The 20,011-nt window shown below is 62.4% G+C and carries 19 protein-coding genes; 6 read left to right on the forward strand and 13 right to left on the reverse strand.

All coding sequences use genetic code 11. The features are described 5' to 3' along the window. Nucleotides 1-3: 3 nt before the first annotated feature. The 10 genes from rapZ to kdsD all read right to left on the reverse strand — a co-directional run bounded on the left by rapZ (nt 4) and on the right by kdsD (nt 8,777). Complete coding sequence (gene rapZ, locus PQR67_RS08665; protein WP_120344346.1) at nt 4-897, reverse strand: RNase adapter RapZ; 894 nt, start codon at nt 895-897, stop codon at nt 4-6. 105 nt (nt 898-1,002) lie between these two features. Then, complete coding sequence (gene hprK / locus PQR67_RS08670) at nt 1,003-1,971, reverse strand: HPr(Ser) kinase/phosphatase (RefSeq protein WP_007179412.1); 969 nt, start codon at nt 1,969-1,971, stop codon at nt 1,003-1,005. Nucleotides 1,972-2,111: 140 nt separating this feature from the next. Then, nucleotides 2,112-2,627: a PTS sugar transporter subunit IIA gene (locus tag PQR67_RS08675; protein WP_074285509.1), complete on the reverse strand. Its 516-nt coding sequence runs from the start codon at nt 2,625-2,627 to the stop codon at nt 2,112-2,114. A 300-nt stretch (nt 2,628-2,927) separates the two neighbouring features. Continuing rightward, complete coding sequence (gene hpf, locus PQR67_RS08680; RefSeq protein ID WP_028199089.1) at nt 2,928-3,284, reverse strand: ribosome hibernation-promoting factor, HPF/YfiA family; 357 nt, start codon at nt 3,282-3,284, stop codon at nt 2,928-2,930. 170 nt (nt 3,285-3,454) lie between these two features. Further along, complete coding sequence (locus PQR67_RS08685; protein ID WP_408457077.1) at nt 3,455-4,969, reverse strand: RNA polymerase factor sigma-54; 1,515 nt, start codon at nt 4,967-4,969, stop codon at nt 3,455-3,457. A gap of 185 nt (nt 4,970-5,154) precedes the next feature. After that, a complete protein-coding gene (gene lptB, locus PQR67_RS08690) occupies nt 5,155-5,940 on the reverse strand; it encodes an LPS export ABC transporter ATP-binding protein (protein ID WP_408457079.1) in 786 nt (261 codons plus the stop codon). After that, entirely contained in the window at nt 5,937-6,608 is a 672-nt protein-coding gene (gene lptA, locus PQR67_RS08695) for a lipopolysaccharide transport periplasmic protein LptA (RefSeq protein WP_408457082.1), read from the reverse strand. The genes lptB and lptA overlap by 4 nt, the downstream gene beginning before the upstream one ends. Nucleotides 6,609-6,628: 20 nt before the next feature. Continuing rightward, nucleotides 6,629-7,237, reverse strand: coding sequence for an LPS export ABC transporter periplasmic protein LptC (gene lptC, locus PQR67_RS08700; protein WP_408457084.1), 609 nt, complete (start codon nt 7,235-7,237; stop codon nt 6,629-6,631). Further along, nucleotides 7,234-7,794: a KdsC family phosphatase gene (locus PQR67_RS08705; RefSeq protein ID WP_408457086.1), complete on the reverse strand. Its 561-nt coding sequence runs from the start codon at nt 7,792-7,794 to the stop codon at nt 7,234-7,236. The genes lptC and PQR67_RS08705 overlap by 4 nt, the downstream gene beginning before the upstream one ends. After that, the gene (gene kdsD / locus PQR67_RS08710; RefSeq protein ID WP_408457089.1) at nt 7,794-8,777 is read right to left on the reverse strand and encodes an arabinose 5-phosphate isomerase KdsD; all 984 of its coding nucleotides are present in this window, start codon (nt 8,775-8,777) and stop codon (nt 7,794-7,796) included. The genes PQR67_RS08705 and kdsD overlap by 1 nt, the downstream gene beginning before the upstream one ends. Before the next feature lie 161 nt (nt 8,778-8,938). Here kdsD and PQR67_RS08715 point away from each other — a divergent pair, with 161 nt between their 5' ends. The 5 genes from PQR67_RS08715 (at nt 8,939) to purU (ending at nt 14,255) form a co-directional block, all read left to right on the forward strand. Continuing rightward, nucleotides 8,939-10,942, forward strand: coding sequence for a monovalent cation:proton antiporter family protein (locus PQR67_RS08715; protein WP_408457207.1), 2,004 nt, complete (start codon nt 8,939-8,941; stop codon nt 10,940-10,942). A gap of 155 nt (nt 10,943-11,097) precedes the next feature. After that, complete coding sequence (locus PQR67_RS08720; protein ID WP_408457091.1) at nt 11,098-11,664, forward strand: adenine phosphoribosyltransferase; 567 nt, start codon at nt 11,098-11,100, stop codon at nt 11,662-11,664. Nucleotides 11,665-11,709: 45 nt separating this feature from the next. Beyond that, entirely contained in the window at nt 11,710-12,324 is a 615-nt protein-coding gene (locus PQR67_RS08725; RefSeq protein WP_211608712.1) for a LysE family translocator, read from the forward strand. 87 nt (nt 12,325-12,411) lie between these two features. Beyond that, on the forward strand, nt 12,412-13,269 hold the full coding sequence (locus tag PQR67_RS08730) for an NUDIX hydrolase (protein ID WP_408457095.1): 858 nt from the start codon (nt 12,412-12,414) through the stop codon (nt 13,267-13,269). 116 nt (nt 13,270-13,385) lie between these two features. Next, a complete protein-coding gene (gene purU / locus PQR67_RS08735) occupies nt 13,386-14,255 on the forward strand; it encodes a formyltetrahydrofolate deformylase (RefSeq protein ID WP_408457097.1) in 870 nt (289 codons plus the stop codon). A 7-nt stretch (nt 14,256-14,262) separates the two neighbouring features. On the opposite strand, the gene PQR67_RS08740 is transcribed toward purU, so the two are convergent. Beyond that, nucleotides 14,263-15,498 carry a PepSY-associated TM helix domain-containing protein gene (locus tag PQR67_RS08740; protein ID WP_408457100.1) on the reverse strand — a complete coding sequence of 412 codons (1,236 nt, stop codon included), beginning with the start codon at nt 15,496-15,498 and terminating at the stop codon, nt 14,263-14,265. 62 nt (nt 15,499-15,560) lie between these two features. Here PQR67_RS08740 and PQR67_RS08745 point away from each other — a divergent pair, with 62 nt between their 5' ends. Beyond that, complete coding sequence (locus PQR67_RS08745; protein WP_408457103.1) at nt 15,561-15,773, forward strand: hypothetical protein; 213 nt, start codon at nt 15,561-15,563, stop codon at nt 15,771-15,773. On the opposite strand, the gene PQR67_RS08750 is transcribed toward PQR67_RS08745, so the two are convergent. After that, complete coding sequence (locus PQR67_RS08750) at nt 15,755-16,840, reverse strand: AI-2E family transporter (RefSeq protein WP_408457106.1); 1,086 nt, start codon at nt 16,838-16,840, stop codon at nt 15,755-15,757. The two genes, PQR67_RS08745 and PQR67_RS08750, sit on opposite strands and share 19 nt — an antisense overlap. 34 nt (nt 16,841-16,874) lie before the next feature. Next, nucleotides 16,875-19,748: an excinuclease ABC subunit UvrA gene (gene uvrA, locus PQR67_RS08755; RefSeq protein WP_408457109.1), complete on the reverse strand. Its 2,874-nt coding sequence runs from the start codon at nt 19,746-19,748 to the stop codon at nt 16,875-16,877. Nucleotides 19,749-20,011: the final 263 nt, after the last annotated feature.

Here is a 20,011-nt window from a genome sequence, read left to right on the forward strand (position 1 = left end):
CGGTTAAGCCACTAACTTCGATGATTCGCCGATGGGAATCGGCGCATCGCGGTGCCGCACAATGACATTCGCCGACGTTGCGAGACGCGCGGCAAGCGTCTCCGCAATGAACACCGAGCGGTGCTGGCCGCCCGTGCAACCGATCGCGACCGTCAGATAACTACGATTGTCGTCGCGGAAATGCGGAAGCCATTTGACGAGAAATTTTTCGATGTCGTCGATCATTTCATGCACGACCGGCAGCGCATCGAGAAAATCCATCACCGGTTTGTCGAGGCCCGTAAGAGGCCGCAGTTCATGATCGTAGTACGGGTTCGGCAGCGTGCGCACGTCGAAAACAAAATCGGCGTCGAGCGGCACACCGCGCTTAAAGCCGAAGGACTCGAACATCAGTACGAGCCCCGCATCTTCCTGTTCGATGAAGCGTTTCACCCATGCCCGCAGCACGTTCGCGCGCAGATTGCTGGTGTCGATCTGATGGCCGAATTCGGCGAGACCCGCCACGAGTTCGCGCTCGCGTTCAATCGCTTCGGCGAGCGACGTCAACAAGCCGACGTCCGCATCGTGCGCGGTGGAACCGGACAGCGGGTGGCGCCGGCGCGTTTCGGAGAAGCGTTGAATTAGCGACTGTGTGCTTGCGTTCAGGAAGAGCACGCGCACGTCGTGAGCGCGCGACAGGTCGCGGATCATTGCGGGCATTTCGTCGAGCGAGGCGCTCGAACGCGCGTCGATAGCGACGGCGAGGCGTTCCTGGCCGTCGTCGGCGAGATAGTTGGCCAGTTGCGGCAGAAAACGCGGCGGCAGATTGTCGACGCAGTAATAGCCTGCGTCTTCAAGCGCGTTCAGGGCAACTGATTTGCCGGAGCCGGAAATACCGGTGATCAGGATTATGCGCATGGAATCGTGGAATCCGTACAGTTCATCATAGCATCTGGTCCCCGTGCGCGTGCCGCCGCAGCCGCCGTTTGCGGTTCTGACACGGCGCCACGGGGTGCCGCGGATTCAGATCAATTTGCCGGGAAACTGGCTGTCCGGGTCCTGCATGGCGAGGCGCTGGCGATCCATGAAGTCGCGCAGCGTATCGATGCCGCGCAGTTGCAGGATCGTGTTACGCACAGCCGCTTCGACCAGCACCGCGAGGTTGCGGCCGGCCGCAACCTGAATCGTGACCTTGCTGATCGGCAAGCCGAGGACGTCGACGGTTTGGCTTTCCAGCGGCAGCCGCTGGAATTCGCCGTCGGGACGGCGCACCAGTTGCACGATCAGTTTCAGCTTCATTTTTCGGCGTACTGCGGTTTCACCGAAGATCGTCTTGATGTCGAGCAGGCCGAGACCGCGTACCTCGAGCAGGTTTTGCAGCAGCGGCGGGCAGCGCCCTTCGACGAAATCCGGGCCGAGGCGCACGAAATCCACCGCGTCGTCGGCAACGAGGCCATGGCCACGGCTGATCAGTTCCAGCCCGAGTTCGCTCTTGCCGAGACCGGAGTCGCCGGTGAGCAGCACGCCCATGCCGAGAATGTCGAGAAACACGCCGTGCAGCGTGGCGCGCGGCGCGAGAATGCGCGACATGTAGAGGCGCAGGCTGTCGATCACCGCAGCGGCTGACATTGGCGTGGTGAACAGCGGCGTGGACGAGCGCGTGCAGCGCAGCACCAGTTCAGGGGGCGCCGCGACGCCGCCCGCCACCACCAGAAACGGCGGCTCCAGCGCGATCAGCTCGGCCATGTGGCGCGAGCGGTCTTCGTCGGTTTGGCGCTTGTAGTAGTCGATTTCGGCGTCGCCGAGCACCTGGATCCGGTTCGGGTGGATCAGGTTCAAGTGGCCGACGAGGTCGGCGCTCGACGTGGCATTGGCGACCGATTCCGAAGAAAAGCCGCGCTCCCAGCCTTCATGCCCCGTCAGCCAGCTCAGCTTCAGCGTGGCGGCGTTGTCGTCGAAAATGCTTTGGGCGTTGATGCTGGACGTATCCATGAGTCAGTGACTCCCGTGTGGACCGCTTGCTTGGGGAAGGATGCGGCCACGCTAACGCGGACCGCGCGCCTTGCCTGGCTGTACCCGCATGCAGACGGGACGCCGGGTGAATAAGCGACGTGCGGATAACCGCCGATGCATCAAGGTTGCCACTGAGTGAGCAGACGATGCAACGATTCGCGGTCTTCTTCCGTGTGCAGGCGCTCGCGGGCTTCGCGGTCGGACAGCAACTGGGCGATTTCCGAAAGAATTTCGAGGTGCTGCTGGGTGGCCTGCTCGGGCACGAGCAGGAAGATCAGCAGCGAGACCGGTTGGCCGTCGGGCGATTCGAAGGGGATGGGTTCGGCAAGCCGGACGAACGCGGCGAGCGGTTGCTTCAAGCCTTTGATCCGGCCGTGCGGAATCGCGACGCCTTCGCCGAGCCCCGTCGATCCGAGGCGCTCACGCGCAAACAGATTGTCAGTGACCGTGCTACGGGCGATGCCGTTCTGGTTCTCGAAGATCAGGCCCGCTTGCTCGAATACGCGCTTCTTGCTGGTGACCGATAGTCCGACGACGACGTTCTCGAGGGGAAGAAATTTGGCTAAACGATTCATGTTGACAGGCGAAAACGTGGCCTGGGTTCTCCTCGCTGGGGCGTTTGAGTGGTGTTCCATTCGTTTGATGCTCACGGCGACGTGCGTTGGAGTCCGAAAGCACAGGACTCCGGCCGACCGTTTTCCGTTTGAGCTAGCTTGACCCCGATGGTAACCGGAACATTATAGAACAGGGTAGCCATGGATGGTGCGGCGCGCCATCCATGCATCGTGGGTTTCTTCGCAGGATTGATCCGATCTGTGCCGCTGGGCGAGAAAGCTGCCCACAAACGAAAAACCGCCCGGTCTCGGGCGGTTTGGCTGGGCAAATAACAGCAAATGGGGAAAACGAAGGAATGTAAAAAAGCCTTCTAATCTTCCTTATTGCGGCGGCACATCCAGTAGCGGTGCCGGCTGGTACTTGATCGCGTCGTGCTGATGGCCTTGCAGGCGATCTTTGTGGCGTATCACTTGCCGGTCGAGCTTGTCGATCATCAGATCGATCGCAGCGTAGAGATCGCTGTCACAACTCTCGACGAAGATATCCTTACCCTTGAGATGCAGGTTGATTTCAACCTTTTGACGCTTTTCCTTTTCCTTATGGTTGTCGACCGAGAGGACCACACTGCCGTCGATTACCTGATCGAAATGTCTTAGCACCCTATCCAGTTTGGTGATCACGTATTCGCGCAACGCAGGCGTTACTTCGAGGTGGTGTCCACTGATCTGCAGATTCATAGTGCTTCTCCAAGCTAGAGGCCGCTTGTTCCGCACGATGACGAAGGTCCGGTCGATCTGTCGGCTTGCCTGAGTCGCCCCCCGGTGACTGACTTCTGGCAGGTCGCATCGGCCGGCCTGTCCGCCAACAGCGGAGCGGCCGGTAAATGCCCGTCGCGGGAGGCGGCGGGCTACAGAGACTTGCGCAGGTTGACTGCCGGAATCTTGAGTGCTTCGCGATACTTCGCAACGGTACGCCGTGCGACCACGAAGCCCTGTTCCGCCAGCAGTTCGGCTATGCGGCTGTCTGAAAGAGGAGATTTCGGGTTTTCCGCTCCTATCAGTTGCTTGATGAGCGCGCGAATGGCCGTGGAAGAGGCCGCGCCGCCCGTGTCAGTCGAAACGTGTGATCCGAAGAAGTACTTAAATTCAAGCGTCCCGAATGGGGTCAGCATGTATTTACCGGTTGTCACACGCGAGACAGTTGACTCGTGTAGGCCCAGCGTATCAGCAATTTCTCGCAAAACCAAGGGGCGCATGGCAATTTCGCCATGAACAAAAAAGCTCTTCTGGCGCTCGACAATAGCTTGCGCGACCCGGAGGATCGTCTCGAACCGCTGCTGGATATTTTTGATCAGCCAGCGTGCTTCCTGCAGTTGCTGGCGCAACGATCCGCTGCCCGGATCGCCCCGGTTATTGCGCAGAATATTCGCGTAAAGGTGGTTGATCCGCAGCTTCGGCACGACTTCCGGATTCAGCTCCGCCTGCCAGCCCTGTGCCGTTTTGCGCACCATGATGTCCGGCACGACGTAGTCCGCTTCCGCCTTGCCGTAGGCGGCGCCGGGAAACGGCTCGAGCGAGCGGATCAGACTATGCGCATCGCGCAGATCGTCGTCATTCGCCTTCAGATGCTTGCGCAGGCGCGTGAAGTCGCGTGCGGCGAGCAGTTCCAGATGATGGGCGACGATGTCGAGCGCAAGCGTGCGTGTAGGCGACGGGTCGAGCCGCAGCAATTGAAGCTTGAGACATTCCGACGCGGAGCGCGCGCCGACCCCAGCCGGGTCGAAGCTGTGCAGCAGCGCGAGCGCGGCGTTCATTTCGTCGAGATCGACTTCGAGCTCGTCGGGCAGATCGGTCAGCACTTCGTCGAGCGTGGCGGCGAGATAGCCGTCGTCGTCGAGCGATTCGATCAGGAAGGTGATGAGCGCGCGGTCGCGCTGGCTCGCCTGCGTGACGCGAAGTTGCGCCATCAGGTGATCGCGCAACGAGGTGCTCGATTCGTGGATTTGCAGCGGCGGCAGATCGTCGTCGTCCGAGGCATTGCCGGAGCGGCCGTAGTCGTCGAGGTTCCATTGCGACGCTTCGCTGTTGCTGTCGCTTGCGAGGCCGTTGTATTCGTCCACACCCTGCGGCTCGCCATTATCGGCGCGCTCGCTGCTGGTGGACGAAGACGAAGCATTGCCGCCCATCTGGTCGGGCGGCGGGGAGGAATTGGGAGCCTGGGCGATCAGCGAACCGTCGGCCGCCACGCGCAGGGGGCTCGCGATCCAGTCGTCCTCGTTTTCGAGGAGCGGATTCTGCGAGATCGCCATTGATACTTCCTGCTGCAGTTCGAGCGTAGACAGCTGAAGCAGCCGGATGGACTGCTGCAGTTGCGGGGTCAGCGCAAGATGCTGCGATAGGCGGAGTTGGAGGCTGGCTTTCATGGCAAGTTGAGATTCATTGTAGAGAGTTTGCCACGACCGCGATACATTGCGACATTCGCAATTACGCGTGCGCCCGTTTTCGGCGGCGCTGGGCGCGGGACGGCCCAGGTCAAAAATGCTGATGTGGGGATGCCGCAAGGGGGCCGGCGGGTGCGCGCTCGCATCGCCGGTAATCCCTTGTGCACTTACATGCGGAAGTGTTCGCCCAGATAGACGCGCCGCACGCTTTCGTTTTCGATGATGTCGCTCGGCGCGCCGGCGGCCAGCACGCTGCCGTCGCTAATGATGTAGGCGTGGTCACAAATGCCGAGGGTCTCGCGCACGTTGTGGTCGGTGATCAGCACGCCGATATTGCGCTGCTTCAGAAATTTGACGATCTTCTGGATTTCCAGCACCGCGATCGGATCGACACCCGCGAACGGTTCGTCGAGCAGAATAAAGCTCGGATTGGTGGCCAGCGCACGTGCGATTTCAACCCGCCGGCGCTCGCCACCGGACAGCGACAGCGCCGGATTCTCACGCAGGTGAGCGATCTGCAGTTCGTCGAGCAACGCCTCGGTGCGGTTCGTGATGGTGTCTTTGCTGAGCCGCTTGCCGTTGTCTTCGTGCTGCAATTCCAGCACCGCGCGAATGTTTTCCTCGACGGTGAGCTTGCGGAACACCGACGCTTCCTGCGGCAGGTACGACAAGCCCAGCGACGCGCGCTTGTGAATCGGCAGCAAGCTGATCGATTTGCCGTCCAGATCGATTTCACCCGCGTCGAGCGGCACGAGGCCGACGATCATATAGAACGAGGTGGTCTTGCCGGCGCCATTCGGGCCGAGCAGGCCAACCACTTCGCCGCTTTTCACGTCGAGCGAGACGTCTTTGACGACGGTGCGCGAGCCGTAACGCTTTTTCAGGTTACGGATCACCAGCGAACTGCTGGTGCCGGCCGGTTTGCGATTGGGGAGGGACGCGGAGGAACTCACTGGCTCGGTGCTCCCTGGATCGTAGTGGACGGCGCGAGCGTGGCCGACGCGCCGTTCAACGGCACGGGGCCGCCATTGCGTGGCGACAGCATCGCGCGCACGCGGCCAGTCGGATTGCCCGGGCTCGCGACGTCCTTGCCTGCCTTCGCGGTGTAGAAGTCGTTCTGGCCGTCATACGTGATGACGCTGCCGTGCACCTGATCCATCACCGTCGAGAGGCCTTGCAGGCGCTTCACGGTGGCGTTGGTAGTGAGCGTGGTCAGATCCAGCTTGCCGTCGTAGTCGATACGAACGGCCGTGCCTTCAATGTATTCATCGAGGCCTTCGCGCTTCTGGCGGAAATACGACAGACTGCCGCCGCTCGACGTGCCGGTGGCGTATTGATAGCCCTGCGGGTCTTGCGTTACTTCGACCCGATCGGCCTTGATCACGATCGTGCCTTTGGTGGCGACCACGTGGCCGGTGAAGATGTTGACCTGTTTGAGGTCGTCGTAGGTCATGTTGTCCGCTTCGACGTTCAGCGGCTTGTCCTTGTCGGCGCGGTCGGCGTGCGCAAGCGGCGCGAAGCCGGCAAGCGGCAACGCGACGAGCAGCGCAGCGAGTCCGGCGCGACACGCGGACAGGGTGCGCGAGCGGCCGGTGTCAAAACGGGGGAACGATTCGTTCATGCAGTCACGCCTGGAATGGATTACCCGGGTTGCTTGGGCGAGCTGGCGGAGCCTTCGGACGCGGCAATCGCGCCCTTCACATTGCCGAACAGCTGCATCACCCGGGTGACGTTGTTGTAGTTCATGCCGCTGGCAGTCATTACAGACATGCCGCGCTGAAGTTTAACCGGCTTTTCGGTCTCGATCACATCGTCGTTGACCAGCACCCTGAAATGCTGCGAATCCGCCTGCATCTGCGGATCGCCGTTGCCGGCGGCCCGCACGATACGCGCGTTGTCGTACAAATTGACGATCGAGGCGTCGCCGTTCACCGTGCCGGTGTCTCCGGTCGCGGTGACAATCGGCTTGCCGGGCTGGAACGCTCGCATGGCCGGCTTGACCAGATCGCTCAGCTCGTCATCCTCGTAATGGATCAGGGACTGGGCGGTCAGACGGTATTGCGTCGAGCCCGATTGGTCCAGTTCGGATACCGAGAAGTTGTCCGCGAAATAGTCGGGCGTGTGCTCCTTGGGGCGCACCAGGTTTTCGTTTGGCCGCGGCAGCGTGGCCTGCAGAAGCCACCACGTAATGCCGGCGAGCGCCGCCATCGCGACGAGCGGAATCAGCGAGGTCCAGCGAAACTGATTCATCCGACGAGGCCTCGCTGTTCGCCGCTACAGGCTGCCGCGAGCAATGCGTCATATTTGTGCTGCGCGCGCAGCAGGGTGTCGCAGACCTCCCGCGCCGCGCCGTGGCCGCCGCGCGCCTCGCTGACCCAATGGGCGCGCGCGATCACTTCAGGATGCGAATTGGCCGGCGCCGCCGCGAAGCCGACTTTCAGCATCACGCCGAGGTCGACCCAGTCGTCACCCATGTAGCCACACTGTTCGGCGGTCAGGCCGGTTTGCTTGAGCAGGTCGGCAAACGCCTGGGGTTTGTCTTGCACGCCCTGATAGACGTGGGAGATATTCATTTCCTTCACCCGCGCCGCGACGATGCCCGATTTGCGCCCGGTGATGATTGCCGTCTCGATGCCGGCCTCGCGCAGCAGTTTCATGCCGTGGCCGTCCATGGAGTTGAACGCCTTCATCGTGTCGCCTTCCGCCGTAAACAGCAGGCCGCCGTCGGTCAGCACGCCGTCGACGTCGAAAATCATCAGCTTGACGCGGCTTGCGCGTTCAGTGGCGGTAAGGGCGGCGGCGGGCATCAGATCACCTTCTTCGAGAACAGGTCGTGCATGTTGAGTGCGCCGATCAGCTTGCCTGCTTCGTCGACGACCAGCATCTGATTGATGCGGTGGCGCTCCATCAGTTCCACGGCTTCGACAGCAAGTTGATCCGGACCGATCGTGCGCGGGCCGGCGGTCATCACCGAGGCAATCGACAGTTCGCGGAAATCGCCGTCACGTTCCAGCACGCGGCGCAGGTCGCCGTCGGTGAAAATGCCGGTCACGCGATCGTCGCGATCGACGATCGCCGTCATGCCCATGCGCTTGGCGGTCAACTGGAACAACGCGTCGCGTACGGTTGCGTCAGGCGTCACCTTCGGCACCTGGTCGTCGGTGCGCATCACGTCGCGGACATAAGTAAGCAGGCGCCGGCCGAGCGCGCCGCCCGGATGCGAGCGGGCGAAGTCGTCGCGGCCAAAGCCACGTGCGTCCAGAACCGCGACCGCGAGCGCATCGCCGAGCGCGAGCGCGGCGGTGGTGCTGGCGGTCGGCGCAAGATTCATCGGACAGGCTTCTTTTGACACGCCAGAATTCAGATGCACGTCGGCGAGTTGTGCGAGACTCGATGACGGGCGGCCCGTCATGGCAATCAGCTTCGCGCCGAGCCGCTTGATGAGCGGCAGGATCGCCACGAGTTCTTCAGTTTCACCGGAATTGGACAGCGCGAGGAACACGTCGTCTGCCGTGACCATGCCGAGGTCGCCGTGGCTCGCTTCCGCCGGGTGGACGAAGAACGCCGGCGTGCCGGTGCTGGCGAGCGTGGCCGCGAGCTTGCGGGCCACGTGGCCCGATTTGCCGATGCCGGAAACGACGACGCGTCCGCGGCAACCCAGGATGAAGTCGACCGCCCCGACGAAGCCATCGTCGAGTTGATCGCGAAGCGCGCGCACGGCGTCCGCTTCGATGTCGAGCACGTCGCGAGCGAGCGCGAGCGCCCGGTCGCCATTGATTTTCGCTATCATTCGCGGAGTATAGCAAAGGCGCTTGTTCGCCGCGCCGGGCCTGCTGTCCCTAGCCACTGCCTTTATTACTGTCTTTAACGGCCCCACAACCTTGTCGCACGGCGTTTGGCGTGCGCGGTTCCGCTGACGAACGAGGACGCTTTACCGATGCGTTTTTGCCGATGATTTCCCCGCTCGAAATGACGCTGTTCCTGCTGCTGGCATCGGTGGCGGGCGTAGTGGTCTTTCGCTTCCTGAATCTTCCACCGATGCTCGGCTATCTGACGGTCGGCATCGTCGTCGGGCCGCATGCGTTCGGTCTGGTTCCGGATTCGGTGGGCGCGCAGAATCTTGCCGAATTCGGCGTTGTGTTTCTGATGTTCTCCATCGGGCTGGAATTTTCGCTTTCGAAACTGCGCTCCATGCGCCGGCTTGTGTTCGGCCTTGGTCTGCTGCAGGTGATCGGCACGATTGCGGTGGCGGTCTCGCTCGGCTTCGTGCTGGAGCGCTGGGTACATATCACGTGGCAAGCGAGCGTCGCGCTGGGCGGTGCGCTGGCGATGTCGTCCACGGCGATCGTGAGCAAGATGCTGGCCGAGCGGCTCGAAATCGAAACGGAGCACGGCCGCAATATCTTCGGGGTGCTGCTGTTCCAGGATCTGGCCGTGGTGCCACTGTTGATCGTCATTGCCGCGCTGGGCGGCGATTCGAAAGATATCGTCAGCGCGCTCGGGGTGGCGGCCATCAAGATCGTCGTGGCTCTCGCCTTGCTGTTAATCGTGGGCCAGCGCTTCATGACGCGCTGGTTCAACGTGGTGGCGCGGCGCCGTTCGCAGGAACTGTTCATCCTCAATCTGCTGCTGGTCACGCTCGGCGCGGCGTTCATCACGGACAAATTCGGCTTGTCGCTTGCGCTCGGGGCGTTTATCGCCGGCATGTTGATCGCCGAAACGCCTTATCGGCATCAGGTGGAAGAGGACATCAAACCGTTTCGCGACGTGTTGCTCGGCCTCTTCTTCATCACGACCGGCATGCTGCTCAATCCGCGCGTGGTCTGGGAGCACCCGTTCATCGTGCTCGGCTTTCTGGTCGGCCCGATCCTGCTGAAGGCGGTGATGGTGACCGGGCTCTCGCGCCTGTTCGGTGCGTCGCCGGGTGTGGCGATGCGTACCGGTATCGGCCTCGCGCAGGCCGGCGAGTTCGGCTTCGTGCTGTTGAACCTGATTCTCGACAAGCATCTCGTCGACGCCACCCTGTTGCAGGCGATTCTCGCGGCGATGCTGCTCTCGATGCTGGCCGCGCCGTTCCTGATCCAGAACGCGGATCGAATCGTGCTGCGGCTGTCGTCGACGGAATGGATGATGCAGTCCCTGCAGATGACGCGTATCGCGACGCAGAGCCTGAAGCAAAGCGGTCATGTGATCATCTGCGGTTATGGCCGGGCCGGGCAGAATCTGGCGCGCATGCTGGAGCACGAGGGGCTGTCGTACGTGGCGTTGGACCTGGACCCCGATCGTGTGCAGGCCGCGGCGGCGGCGGGTGAATCGGTGGTGTTCGGCGATGCGGGGCGGCGCGAATCGCTGCTGGCCGCCGGTATCCATCGCGCGGCGGCGATCGCGATTACCTACGCGAACACTCCGTCGGCATTGCGCGTGTTACACAATATTCACGAGCTGGAACCCACGCTGCCGGTGATCGTTCGTACCGTCGACGACGCCGACCTGGAAAAGCTGCTGGCCGCCGGCGCGACCGAGGTGATTCCTGAAATCGTCGAAGGCAGTCTGATGCTGGCTTCGCATACGCTGGTGCTGATGGGCGTGCCGATGCGGCGCGTGGTGCGGCGGGTCGAGGAAATGCGCGACGAGCGCTATGCGCTGTTGCGCGGCTATTTCCACGGCGCGGACGACATGGAAGACGACGACGGCCACGAACAGGTGCGGCTACAATCGGTGCCGGTCGACGAAAACGCGGACGCAGTAGGCCGCACGCTGGCGGAGCTGGGTCTGTTCGATCTGGGTGTCGAGGTGACGGCAATCCGGCGCCACGGCATTCGCGGCGTCGAACCGGATCCGTCCACCAAGCTGCGCGCGAGCGATATCGTGGTGTTGCGCGGTCTGCCCGAACGGCTTGCCGAGGCCGAAGAGCGGCTTTCCAAGCATCGCCGGGCGGGCGCGGCGGCCGCCTAGCGCGTAAGGTTTGCGTGGCATGATCTCGCCGGGTTGGTGCTGGGCCGGTGCTGCATTGACGTTGCATTGGCGGTAGCGCCCGAGCCAGTCGTATCTCGCCGACCACACCTGAATTCGTATTTCATCGGACCTGCCGAGGTCCATCCGGAGACATCATGTCCAACGCGCTCGCGAGCGCGCCGCTCGATGCGGCCGACTACATCAAAAGCCACATTCGCACGGTGCCCGACTGGCCGCTGCCGGGCGTGCAGTTTCGCGACATCACGCCGCTCCTGCAGGAGCCGAAGTCGTTGCGCGTACTGATCGATCTGTTCGTCCAGCGCTATATCGACGCGAAGCTCGATTACGTCGCGGGTCTGGATGCGCGTGGCTTCATCATCGGGCCGATTCTGGCCTACGAGCTGAACCTCGGCTTCATTCCGATCCGCAAGGAGGGCAAGCTGCCGTACAAGCGGGTCGCGCAATCCTATGAGCTCGAATATGGCACCGCCACCGTCGAGATTCACGAGGACGCCTGCAAGCCGGGCGACCGTGTCGTGATCGTCGACGATCTGATCGCCACCGGCGGCACGATGATGGCCGGCAAGGTTCTGCTCGAGCGGCTGGGCGCGGTGGTGGTCGAAGGCGCGGCGATCATCGATTTGCCGGACCTTGGCGGCTCGGCCCTGCTGCGCAACGGGGGCCTGCCGCTTTACACCGTGACTGAATTCAGCGGCCACTGATCGCTGCATGCGAACGTCTTCCTGCACACAACGAAGGTAAGAACGATGCCCAACTTCCTGTTGTTCCTCGCGACCTCGATTGCGATCACCATGGCGCCCGGTCCCGATAATCTGCAAGTGCTGGCGCGCGGTATCTCGCAAGGCCGCGCGGCGGGCCTCGTCGCCGCGCTCGGCTTTGCGGCCGGCATTACATTCCACACCACCCTCGCCGCGCTTGGCGTGGCCGCGCTGCTGCGTTCGTCGCCGGTTGCGTTTGAGGTGATCAAGCTGGCCGGCGCCGCGTATCTGGTCTGGATCGGTATCAAGGCGCTGCGCAGCCAGGGTCTCGCCACCGCGCACGAGCGCGCGCCGCAACCGTTGAAGGCGGTGTTCCGTCAAAGCGTGCTGGGCAATCTGCTGAATCCCAAAGTGACGCTGTTCTTCGTCGTGTTCCTGCCGCAATTCGTGCAGCCGCACGGCACGCAAAGCGTCACGGTGCAGATGCTCGAACTCGGCGTGTTGTTCATGTTGCAGACCGTGGTGGTGTTTTCGCTGTTCGGCGTGTGCGCGGGGATGATCGGCGGCTGGCTGAAGCGCCGGCCGCGCGTGGGTGTGTGGCTCGACCGGCTCGCTGGTGCGACCTTTATCGCGATCGGGATTCGCGTCGCCTTGCGTGATTGATGTGAGTGAGGCCGCTCAAGCGACGCAATGAGCGGCCGCGCGAGCGCCGGTAACCGGGTGCGCCAGAAGAACAGTTTGGAGCTTTAAATGACTTTGCCTTGCATCACCGCCGCGCGTCACTTCGACGCTCAAGCGCATCTGCCGTTCTGGATCGATGCCGAGCAGGTTGGCTGGATTCGCTCGACCGATGTGCCGTTGCTCGCGCGCTGGCCCGATGTATTTGAAATCGACAGTGTTGAACACCGGCGCGTGACGCTCGCGCCGGCGTTCAACACTGTCGATCTGCGCAGCGCGGCGCTCGGCTCCGTGATCGGCGCGCTGGCTGCCGAGGGCCGGATTCCTGGCTGGCGTAACGAGACTTACGCGATCCGCAATGCGTTCGATGCGCCACCGCTCGCGTACATCGAACGCGCGGCGTCGCGCTTCTTCGGCACGATGACCTACGCGGTGCATCTGAACGGCGTCGTAGAATATGCGGAGGGCGCCCCGCAATTGTGGATCGCGCGCCGCAGCGACACCAAGGCAACCGACCCGGGCATGCTCGACAATGTCGTGGCGGGCGGGATCGGTTGGGGCTTCGGCGTCGAGGCGACGATTGTCAAGGAGTGCAGGGAAGAAGCCGGTATTCCCGAGGCGATCGCCGCGCGTGCCACGGCCGGTCGAACCGCGCATGTGCTGCAATCGTTGCCGGAAGGCACGCAGGCTGAACAGATTTTTATCTACGACCTCGCGCTGCCGGCCGATTTCGCGCCGCGCAATCAGGACGGGGAAGTGGGCGAACATCGGCTCGCGCGCATCGACGAAGTAGCGCGCTGGATCGAGGAAGGCGCGATGACCGTGGATGCGAGTCTCGCCACGCTGGATTGCCTGCTGCGCCGCCGTTGGATCGACGAAGACGCGTGTCCGGGCATCGAGGCGCTGTTTGCGCCACCGGCGCTTGGATAAGCGCGAGCGCCAGTCAGGCGCCTGAGCGACGAAGCAGCCGGGTCACGCCGTTGCACGCAGCATCGAGCAGGACATACCGAACACATCACGCACTGAAGAAGGGAGTCACCCAGGTCATGTCGACCGATCACAGCTTTATCCTCAAACTGTCGTGCGCCGACCGGCCCGGCATCGTCCACGCGGTTTCGGGCTTTCTGTTCGAGCGAGGCAGCAATATTCTCGACTCCGCGCAGTTCGGCGACAGCCGCACCGGCGAGTTCTTCATGCGCGTGCATTTCCAGCAGGTGGGCGGCGATCCGGGCCTGGACGCGTTGCGTACGTCGTTCGCGGCGCTAGCTGAGCAGTTCGGCATGCGGTGGGAGTTGCACGATGCTTCGGTGAAGCCGCGCGTCGTCATCATGGTGTCGAAGATCGGCCATTGCCTGAACGACTTGCTGTTCCGTTATCGCACCGGTCAACTGGGTATCGAGATTCCGGCGATCATCTCGAACCACAAGGAGTTCTATCAGCTCGCGGCCAGCTACGACATTCCGTTCCATCACTTTCCGCTGATGGGCGCCACGCCGGATGCGAAGGCCGCGCAGGAAGCGCGCGTGCTCGAAGTGATCAACGAGCATCAAGTCGATCTGGTGGTGCTTGCGCGCTACATGCAGATTCTGTCGCCGCAGTTGTGCGAATCCCTCGCCGGCCGCGCGATCAATATTCACCATTCGTTCCTGCCGAGCTTCAAGGGCGCGAAGCCGTATTACCAGGCGTTCGATCGGGGCGTGAAACTGATCGGCGCAACGGCGCACTACGTGACGACGGATCTCGACGAAGGTCCGATCATCGAGCAGGAAGTGGCGCGGGTGGATCACAGCATGACGCCGGAGCAACTCACGGCGATCGGCCGCGACGTCGAATGTGTGACACTCGCGCGTGCGGTGAAGTGGCACGTCGAGCATCGCATCGTGTTGAACGGCAGCAAGACCGTGGTGTTTCGCTAATAGCGGATCAGGACCGCATCGCGGTCCTGCCCGCCTCCCGCGCGCCCTCTGCGAGCCGTGCATTGTGTGCCGAGCGGCGGCGCGCATTCAGTTTCTTCAGCCAGATCAGCAGTCCCGTTGCGCTCAGCACGGCGACTGCAATCCCCATCGCGCTAATCGCAATCCGCCCGCCGAGACCGAGAATGCGTCCGGAGTGCAGCGGGAATTGCACCTGCATGAAGATGTCGCCGGCCGTGCCTTTGCCGGGAATCTGCGCGCCTAGCGGCTTGCCGGTGGCCGCGTCCCAATACATCCACGGATTGCCGAGGCCCAGATCGCCGTGATCGTTGCCTGCTGCGTAGAAGCCGACGCCGTAGGCGTGCAGGAGTTCCGCGTAGTAGACGCCGCCCGGCGGCACCTTCAGGTTGTGTGCTTCACCGGCTTGCTCGGCCAGTTGCACAATGCGCTCGCGACTCAGGACCTGATCGCCGGGCTGAGGCTTGCGCAGAATTTCGGGGTTGTTGATCGGATCAGGCGTGAGCGTCGAGAACAGCGACACGACGGGCCGCACGACCGGCGACGACAGATTCATCGATATCGACGTCAGCGCGACGATCACCAGCAGGCCCCAGATCCACACGCCACCCGAGCGGTGCAGATCGAAGGTGAGCGCATAGCCGCCACGTCCCATGCGGAACGCAAACGACTTGCGCCATGCCTTGAGGCTCGGAAACGACAGCCACAGCGCGATCACGCTATCGAACAGCCACACGATCCCGACAATGCCCATCAGCCACGTGCCGGTATCGATACCGCCGGTGAACGGCAAATGAAGCGTGTAGTGCAGCTTGTAAATGAACGGAATCAGATTGAGCCGTGCGAGCGAAACGGCGCCCCATTCACGGCGCCCTTGCATATCGCCGGTGGCGGGGTCGACGGCGATCTGATTGAAGTCGAGCGGGTAGGGCTGCTGCGTGGCGGGGTTGGTGCGCGGCAGCACCATCATTTGCAACGTGTGGCCGGGTTCAGCTTCGAGCGGCAGATACGTGACCTGCAGGCGTGGATCAGCCGCTTCGACGCGACGTGCCAACTCGAGCCCCGACAGGGCCGGGCCGGCGGTGCGCGCTTTGAAGAACGTCGGGTTCAGCGCCGCATCGAGTTCGTGATCCCACGCGATGATCGCGCCAGTCAGGCCGGCAATGAACAGAAACAGCGCAATGGCGACACCGAACCAGCGGTGCAGGCGGACGAACTGCCGCCTCATAGACGAGTTGGCGACAAGCCGCGGGGATTCTGAAGGGATATCACAGCAAAGACACGGTGAGAATGGGAATTGTTCTCATCTTATGGAATCGTGCCGCCGACTGCAAGTTTCCCGTAAGCGCGTCGTTGCTGGCGTTGGATGCCCGCATCACGCGTGATCTCAAGGCGACCTTCGGCGCGCTATATCAGGAGCGCCATTCGAGCGGCATTACCGGAGCGATCTCGACGGGTGCAATATCAGGGTACGACCTTGCCGCTCACACCAGCCGCAGATAAATCAATTCCCGCTTGATGTACGCGTAGAAGATCGGCGCCGCGACCACCCCGGGCAGACCGAACGCGGCTTCCATCACGAGCATCGCGATCAGCAGTTCCCACGCGCGCGCCTCGATCTGACCGCCAACGATGCGCGCATTCAGGAAGTATTCGAGCTTGTGAATCACGATCAGGAATATCAGCGACATGATCGCCGCCGGGAAGCTCACCGAGAGCGCCACCGCGACAATGATCGTGTTCGAGATCAGATTGCCGATCACCGGCAGCAAGCCGGCGATAAACGTCACCAGCACCAGCGTCTTGGAGAGGGGTAGTGTGTCGTGAAAGAGCGGCAGGATCACCAGCAGGAAGATACCGGTGAACGTCGCGTTGATCGCGGAAATCTTGACCTGAGCAAATACGATGCGGCGGAAGGCATCGGCGAAACGGGTCACGCGCGTGACGAACGCAGTGGACAGCGGCAGCCGTTGCATATGCTGCTGCGCGCCGACCGCGATGATCGCACCGATGATCATGCCGATCAGGATATGCGTGAAGCCGCGCGCAGCGGTTTTGCCGCTTTGCTGCAGCATGTTCGCATGCGTCTGCATCAGTTCGGTCGCCTTGGTCTTCATCTGCTCGGTGTCGACCGGCAGATAGTTGGCGATGAATTGCGGAATCCGGCCGCGCGCCTGGTCGATCAACTGCATCGCCTGGTCGAGCAGTTTCTGCACGCTCGGCACGTCGTTCTCGAAATGCTCGATGATGCCGAGCGTCAAGCCCGTCAGTGCGCCGACTATGACCGACGAGAGGATCACCACCGCGAGCCAGCGCGCGCGTTGGCTCGACATGTGCCGTTCGATGCGCGGTGCGATGGTGTGCACGAGTTGAAACACGAGCAGCCCGGCCAGCAACGCGCCAAGCAGCTTCAGTTCGATGACCGCCCACATTCCGAACAGCATCAGCACGTAACTGCCGATTTCGACCGCCGACAGCTTCGGCAGGCTCATGTCGCTAGTCAGCCTGACGGGGCGTGGGCGTAGGTCCTGCACTTCCCCGTCGTCGCGCGCCTGATTCCGCTTGGCCATGGCTTATTCCGTCTCCAACCCGTGTAGTGCTGCGTTACTTTCTGCTGGCAGTGCGTTTGAGCAGCGGCGCCAGATATCTGCCGGTAAAACTTGCCTTCGCCTTGGCGACCTGTTCCGGCGTGCCTTGCGCGATGATCTGGCCGCCGCCGGCGCCGCCTTCAGGGCCGAGATCGATGACCCAGTCGGCAGTTTTTATCACATCGAGATTATGCTCGATGATCACGACGGTATTACCCTGATCTCGCAAGCGATGAATGACTTCCAGCAGCAATGCGATGTCGTGAAAGTGCAGGCCGGTGGTCGGTTCATCCAGGATGTATAGCGTGCGACCCGTGTCGCGCTTGCTCAGTTCCAAAGATAGTTTGACGCGCTGCGCCTCGCCGCCCGACAGGGTGGTGGCCGACTGGCCCAGCCGGATATAGCCCAGACCCACATCCAGCAAGGTTTTCAGCTTGCGCGCGACGACCGGCACCGGCTTGAAGAACTCGTAGGCGTTCTCCACCGTCATGTCGAGCACTTCGCTGATGTTCTTGCCTTTGTACTGCACGTCGAGCGTTTCGCGGTTGTAGCGCTTGCCGTGGCAGACGTCGCAGGGAACGTAGACGTCCGGTAAAAAGTGCATTTCCACCTTCAGTACGCCGTCGCCCTGGCAGGATTCGCAGCGGCCGCCCTTCACGTTGAACGAGAAGCGGCCTGCTTCGTAACCGCGTTCTTTCGCCGCCGGCACGCCCGCGAACAGTTCGCGAATTGGCGTGAACAGGCCCGTGTAGGTGGCCGGATTCGAGCGCGGCGTGCGGCCGATCGGCGACTGGTCGACGTTGATGACCTTGTCGAAATGTTCCAGGCCTTCGATCGATTCGTACGGCGCGGGCTCGGTGGATGAGCCATACAGGTGATGCGCGACCGCGTGGTACAGCGTGTCGTTGATCAGCGTGGACTTGCCCGAACCGGACACGCCGGTCACGCAGGTCAACAGGCCGACCGGCAAATCGAGCGAGACGTGCTGCAGATTGTTGCCGTACGCCTCGACGATGCGCAGACGCCGTTCGTCCGGTTCTTTGCGCTCGTCCGGGAATTCGATGTTGCGAGCCCCGGACATGTACTGCCCGGTCATCGATGCTGCGTTCGCCTCCACCTGCTTGGGCGTACCCTCGGCGATCACCATGCCGCCGTGCTCGCCCGCGCCGGGACCCATGTCGACCACGTAGTCGGCCATGCGGATCATGTCTTCGTCATGCTCGACGACGATCACCGAGTTGCCCAGGTCGCGCAGATGCTTGAGCGTGGCGATCAGCCGGTCGTTGTCGCGCTGATGCAGGCCGATCGACGGTTCATCCAGCACGTACATCACGCCGGTCAAACCGGAGCCGATCTGCGAGGCGAGGCGAATCCGCTGCGCTTCACCGCCTGAGAGCGTTTCCGCGCTGCGTTCGAGCGACAGGTAGTCGAGCCCGACGTTATTCAGGAACATCAGGCGCGCGACGATTTCCTTGACCACCTTGTCGGCGATCTCGCGCTTCGAGCCTTCGAGCCGCAGCGTCTGAAAATAGCCCAGCGCGTCGCGCAACGGCCAGCCGCTGATTTCGAAGATGCCGCGCGCGTCGCTGTTCGAGCCGATCCGCACGAAACGGGCTTCCCGGCGCAGCCGCGTGCCGGCACAGGCCGGGCAGGGCTGGTTGTTCTGATACTTGGCGAGTTCTTCGCGCACCGCGACCGAATCGGTCTCGCGGTAACGCCGCTCCAGATTCGGGATGATCCCTTCGAACACATGCTCGCGCACGGAGGTACGGCCGCGTTCGTTGATGTACGAGAACGGGATCTCCTGCTTGCCCGAACCGAACAGCAGAATCTTGCGGACTTTTTCCGGCAGGTCTTCGACGGCCGTGTCGATGTCGAACTCGTAGAACGCCGCGAGACTTTGCAGCATCTGGAAGTAGAACTGGTTACGCCGGTCCCAGCCCTTCACCGCGCCTGCCGCGAGCGATAGCGACGGATGCGCGACTACCCGCTTCGGATCGAAGAAGGTGATCTGGCCGAGGCCGTCACACTCCGGACATGCGCCCATCGGGTTGTTGAACGAGAAGAGGCGCGGCTCCAGCTCCTGCAGCGAATACGAGCAGATCGGGCAGGCGAACTTCGAACTGAACAGTTTCTCCTTGTCCGTATCCATTTCCAGCGCGATCGCGCGGCCGTCGGCGAGACGTAGTGCCGTTTCGAACGATTCGGCGAGGCGCTGCTTCATATCGGCGCGCACTTTCAGCCGGTCCACGACCACATCGATCGTGTGCTTGTCGTTTTTCTTGAGCTTCGGCAGCGAGTCGACGTCATAGATCTTCGCGACGCCTTCATTGGCGGTGCCGCCGCCCGAGCGGACGCGAAAACGGATAAAGCCCTGCGCCTGCATTTCCTCGAACAGCTCGACGTGCTCGCCTTTGCGGTCCGCCACCACCGGCGCGAGGATCATCAACCGGGTGTCTTCGGGCAGCGCGAGCGCCGCGTCGACCATCTGCGAGACGCTTTGTGCTTCCAGCGGAATTTCGTGGTCCGGACAGTAAGGCGTGCCGACCCGTGCGAACAGCAGCCGCAGATAGTCGTGAATTTCGGTGACGGTGCCGACCGTGGAGCGCGGATTGTGCGAGGTCGCTTTCTGCTCGATCGAGATCGCCGGCGACAGGCCTTCGATCAGATCGACGTCCGGCTTCTCCATCAATTGCAGGAATTGGCGAGCATAAGCGGACAGACTTTCGACGTAGCGCCGCTGTCCTTCCGCATAGAGCGTGTCGAACGCGAGCGACGATTTACCCGAGCCGGACAGGCCCGTAATCACGACAAGCTTGTGACGCGGGAGGTCGAGGTTGACGTTCTTCAGGTTGTGGGTGCGAGCCCCACGGATACGGATTTGTTCCACGCGTTATTCCAAGACTTGGCCCGTGACCTGGCGGAAAGAGGAGAAGGCTAAACCTGCTACTATAACGACTTTTCAAGACCGCCGTTACGGCTTCCTGACAGCCCGAAGAAGGCGCAAGGCAAGCTGTAAGGCAGCGGTCCAGCGCCGCGGGAAAGAGGTCTGACTGGGGCCGATTTCCGCGAGTACACGGCGCCGCGAGGCTCCAGACGGGCGTGTAGCAAGGCCGCCGGCCCGAATGCCGCGCCGCATGCTGGCCGCCCAGC

Origin of the sequence: Paraburkholderia fungorum, assembly GCF_046026025.1 — a bacterium.
Lineage (GTDB): Bacteria > Pseudomonadota > Gammaproteobacteria > Burkholderiales > Burkholderiaceae > Paraburkholderia > Paraburkholderia fungorum_E.

Coding starts and splice junctions, on each gene's coding strand:
- hprK (WP_007179412.1), bottom strand. CDS start 1,971: ATGGATACGTCCAGCATCAACGCCCAAAGCATTTTCGACGACAACGCC.
- PQR67_RS08730 (WP_408457095.1), top strand. CDS start 12,412: ATGACTTTGCCTTGCATCACCGCCGCGCGTCACTTCGACGCTCAAGCG.
- PQR67_RS08745 (WP_408457103.1), top strand. CDS start 15,561: ATGGGAATTGTTCTCATCTTATGGAATCGTGCCGCCGACTGCAAGTTT.
- PQR67_RS08715 (WP_408457207.1), top strand. CDS start 8,939: ATGATTTCCCCGCTCGAAATGACGCTGTTCCTGCTGCTGGCATCGGTG.
- kdsD (WP_408457089.1), bottom strand. CDS start 8,777: ATGATAGCGAAAATCAATGGCGACCGGGCGCTCGCGCTCGCTCGCGAC.
- hpf (WP_028199089.1), bottom strand. CDS start 3,284: ATGAATCTGCAGATCAGTGGACACCACCTCGAAGTAACGCCTGCGTTG.
- PQR67_RS08705 (WP_408457086.1), bottom strand. CDS start 7,794: ATGCCCGCCGCCGCCCTTACCGCCACTGAACGCGCAAGCCGCGTCAAG.
- PQR67_RS08720 (WP_408457091.1), top strand. CDS start 11,098: ATGTCCAACGCGCTCGCGAGCGCGCCGCTCGATGCGGCCGACTACATC.
- purU (WP_408457097.1), top strand. CDS start 13,386: ATGTCGACCGATCACAGCTTTATCCTCAAACTGTCGTGCGCCGACCGG.
- rapZ (WP_120344346.1), bottom strand. CDS start 897: ATGCGCATAATCCTGATCACCGGTATTTCCGGCTCCGGCAAATCAGTT.
- PQR67_RS08750 (WP_408457106.1), bottom strand. CDS start 16,840: ATGGCCAAGCGGAATCAGGCGCGCGACGACGGGGAAGTGCAGGACCTA.
- lptA (WP_408457082.1), bottom strand. CDS start 6,608: ATGAACGAATCGTTCCCCCGTTTTGACACCGGCCGCTCGCGCACCCTG.
- PQR67_RS08685 (WP_408457077.1), bottom strand. CDS start 4,969: ATGAAAGCCAGCCTCCAACTCCGCCTATCGCAGCATCTTGCGCTGACC.
- PQR67_RS08740 (WP_408457100.1), bottom strand. CDS start 15,498: ATGAGGCGGCAGTTCGTCCGCCTGCACCGCTGGTTCGGTGTCGCCATT.
- PQR67_RS08675 (WP_074285509.1), bottom strand. CDS start 2,627: ATGGAACACCACTCAAACGCCCCAGCGAGGAGAACCCAGGCCACGTTT.
- lptC (WP_408457084.1), bottom strand. CDS start 7,237: ATGAATCAGTTTCGCTGGACCTCGCTGATTCCGCTCGTCGCGATGGCG.
- PQR67_RS08725 (WP_211608712.1), top strand. CDS start 11,710: ATGCCCAACTTCCTGTTGTTCCTCGCGACCTCGATTGCGATCACCATG.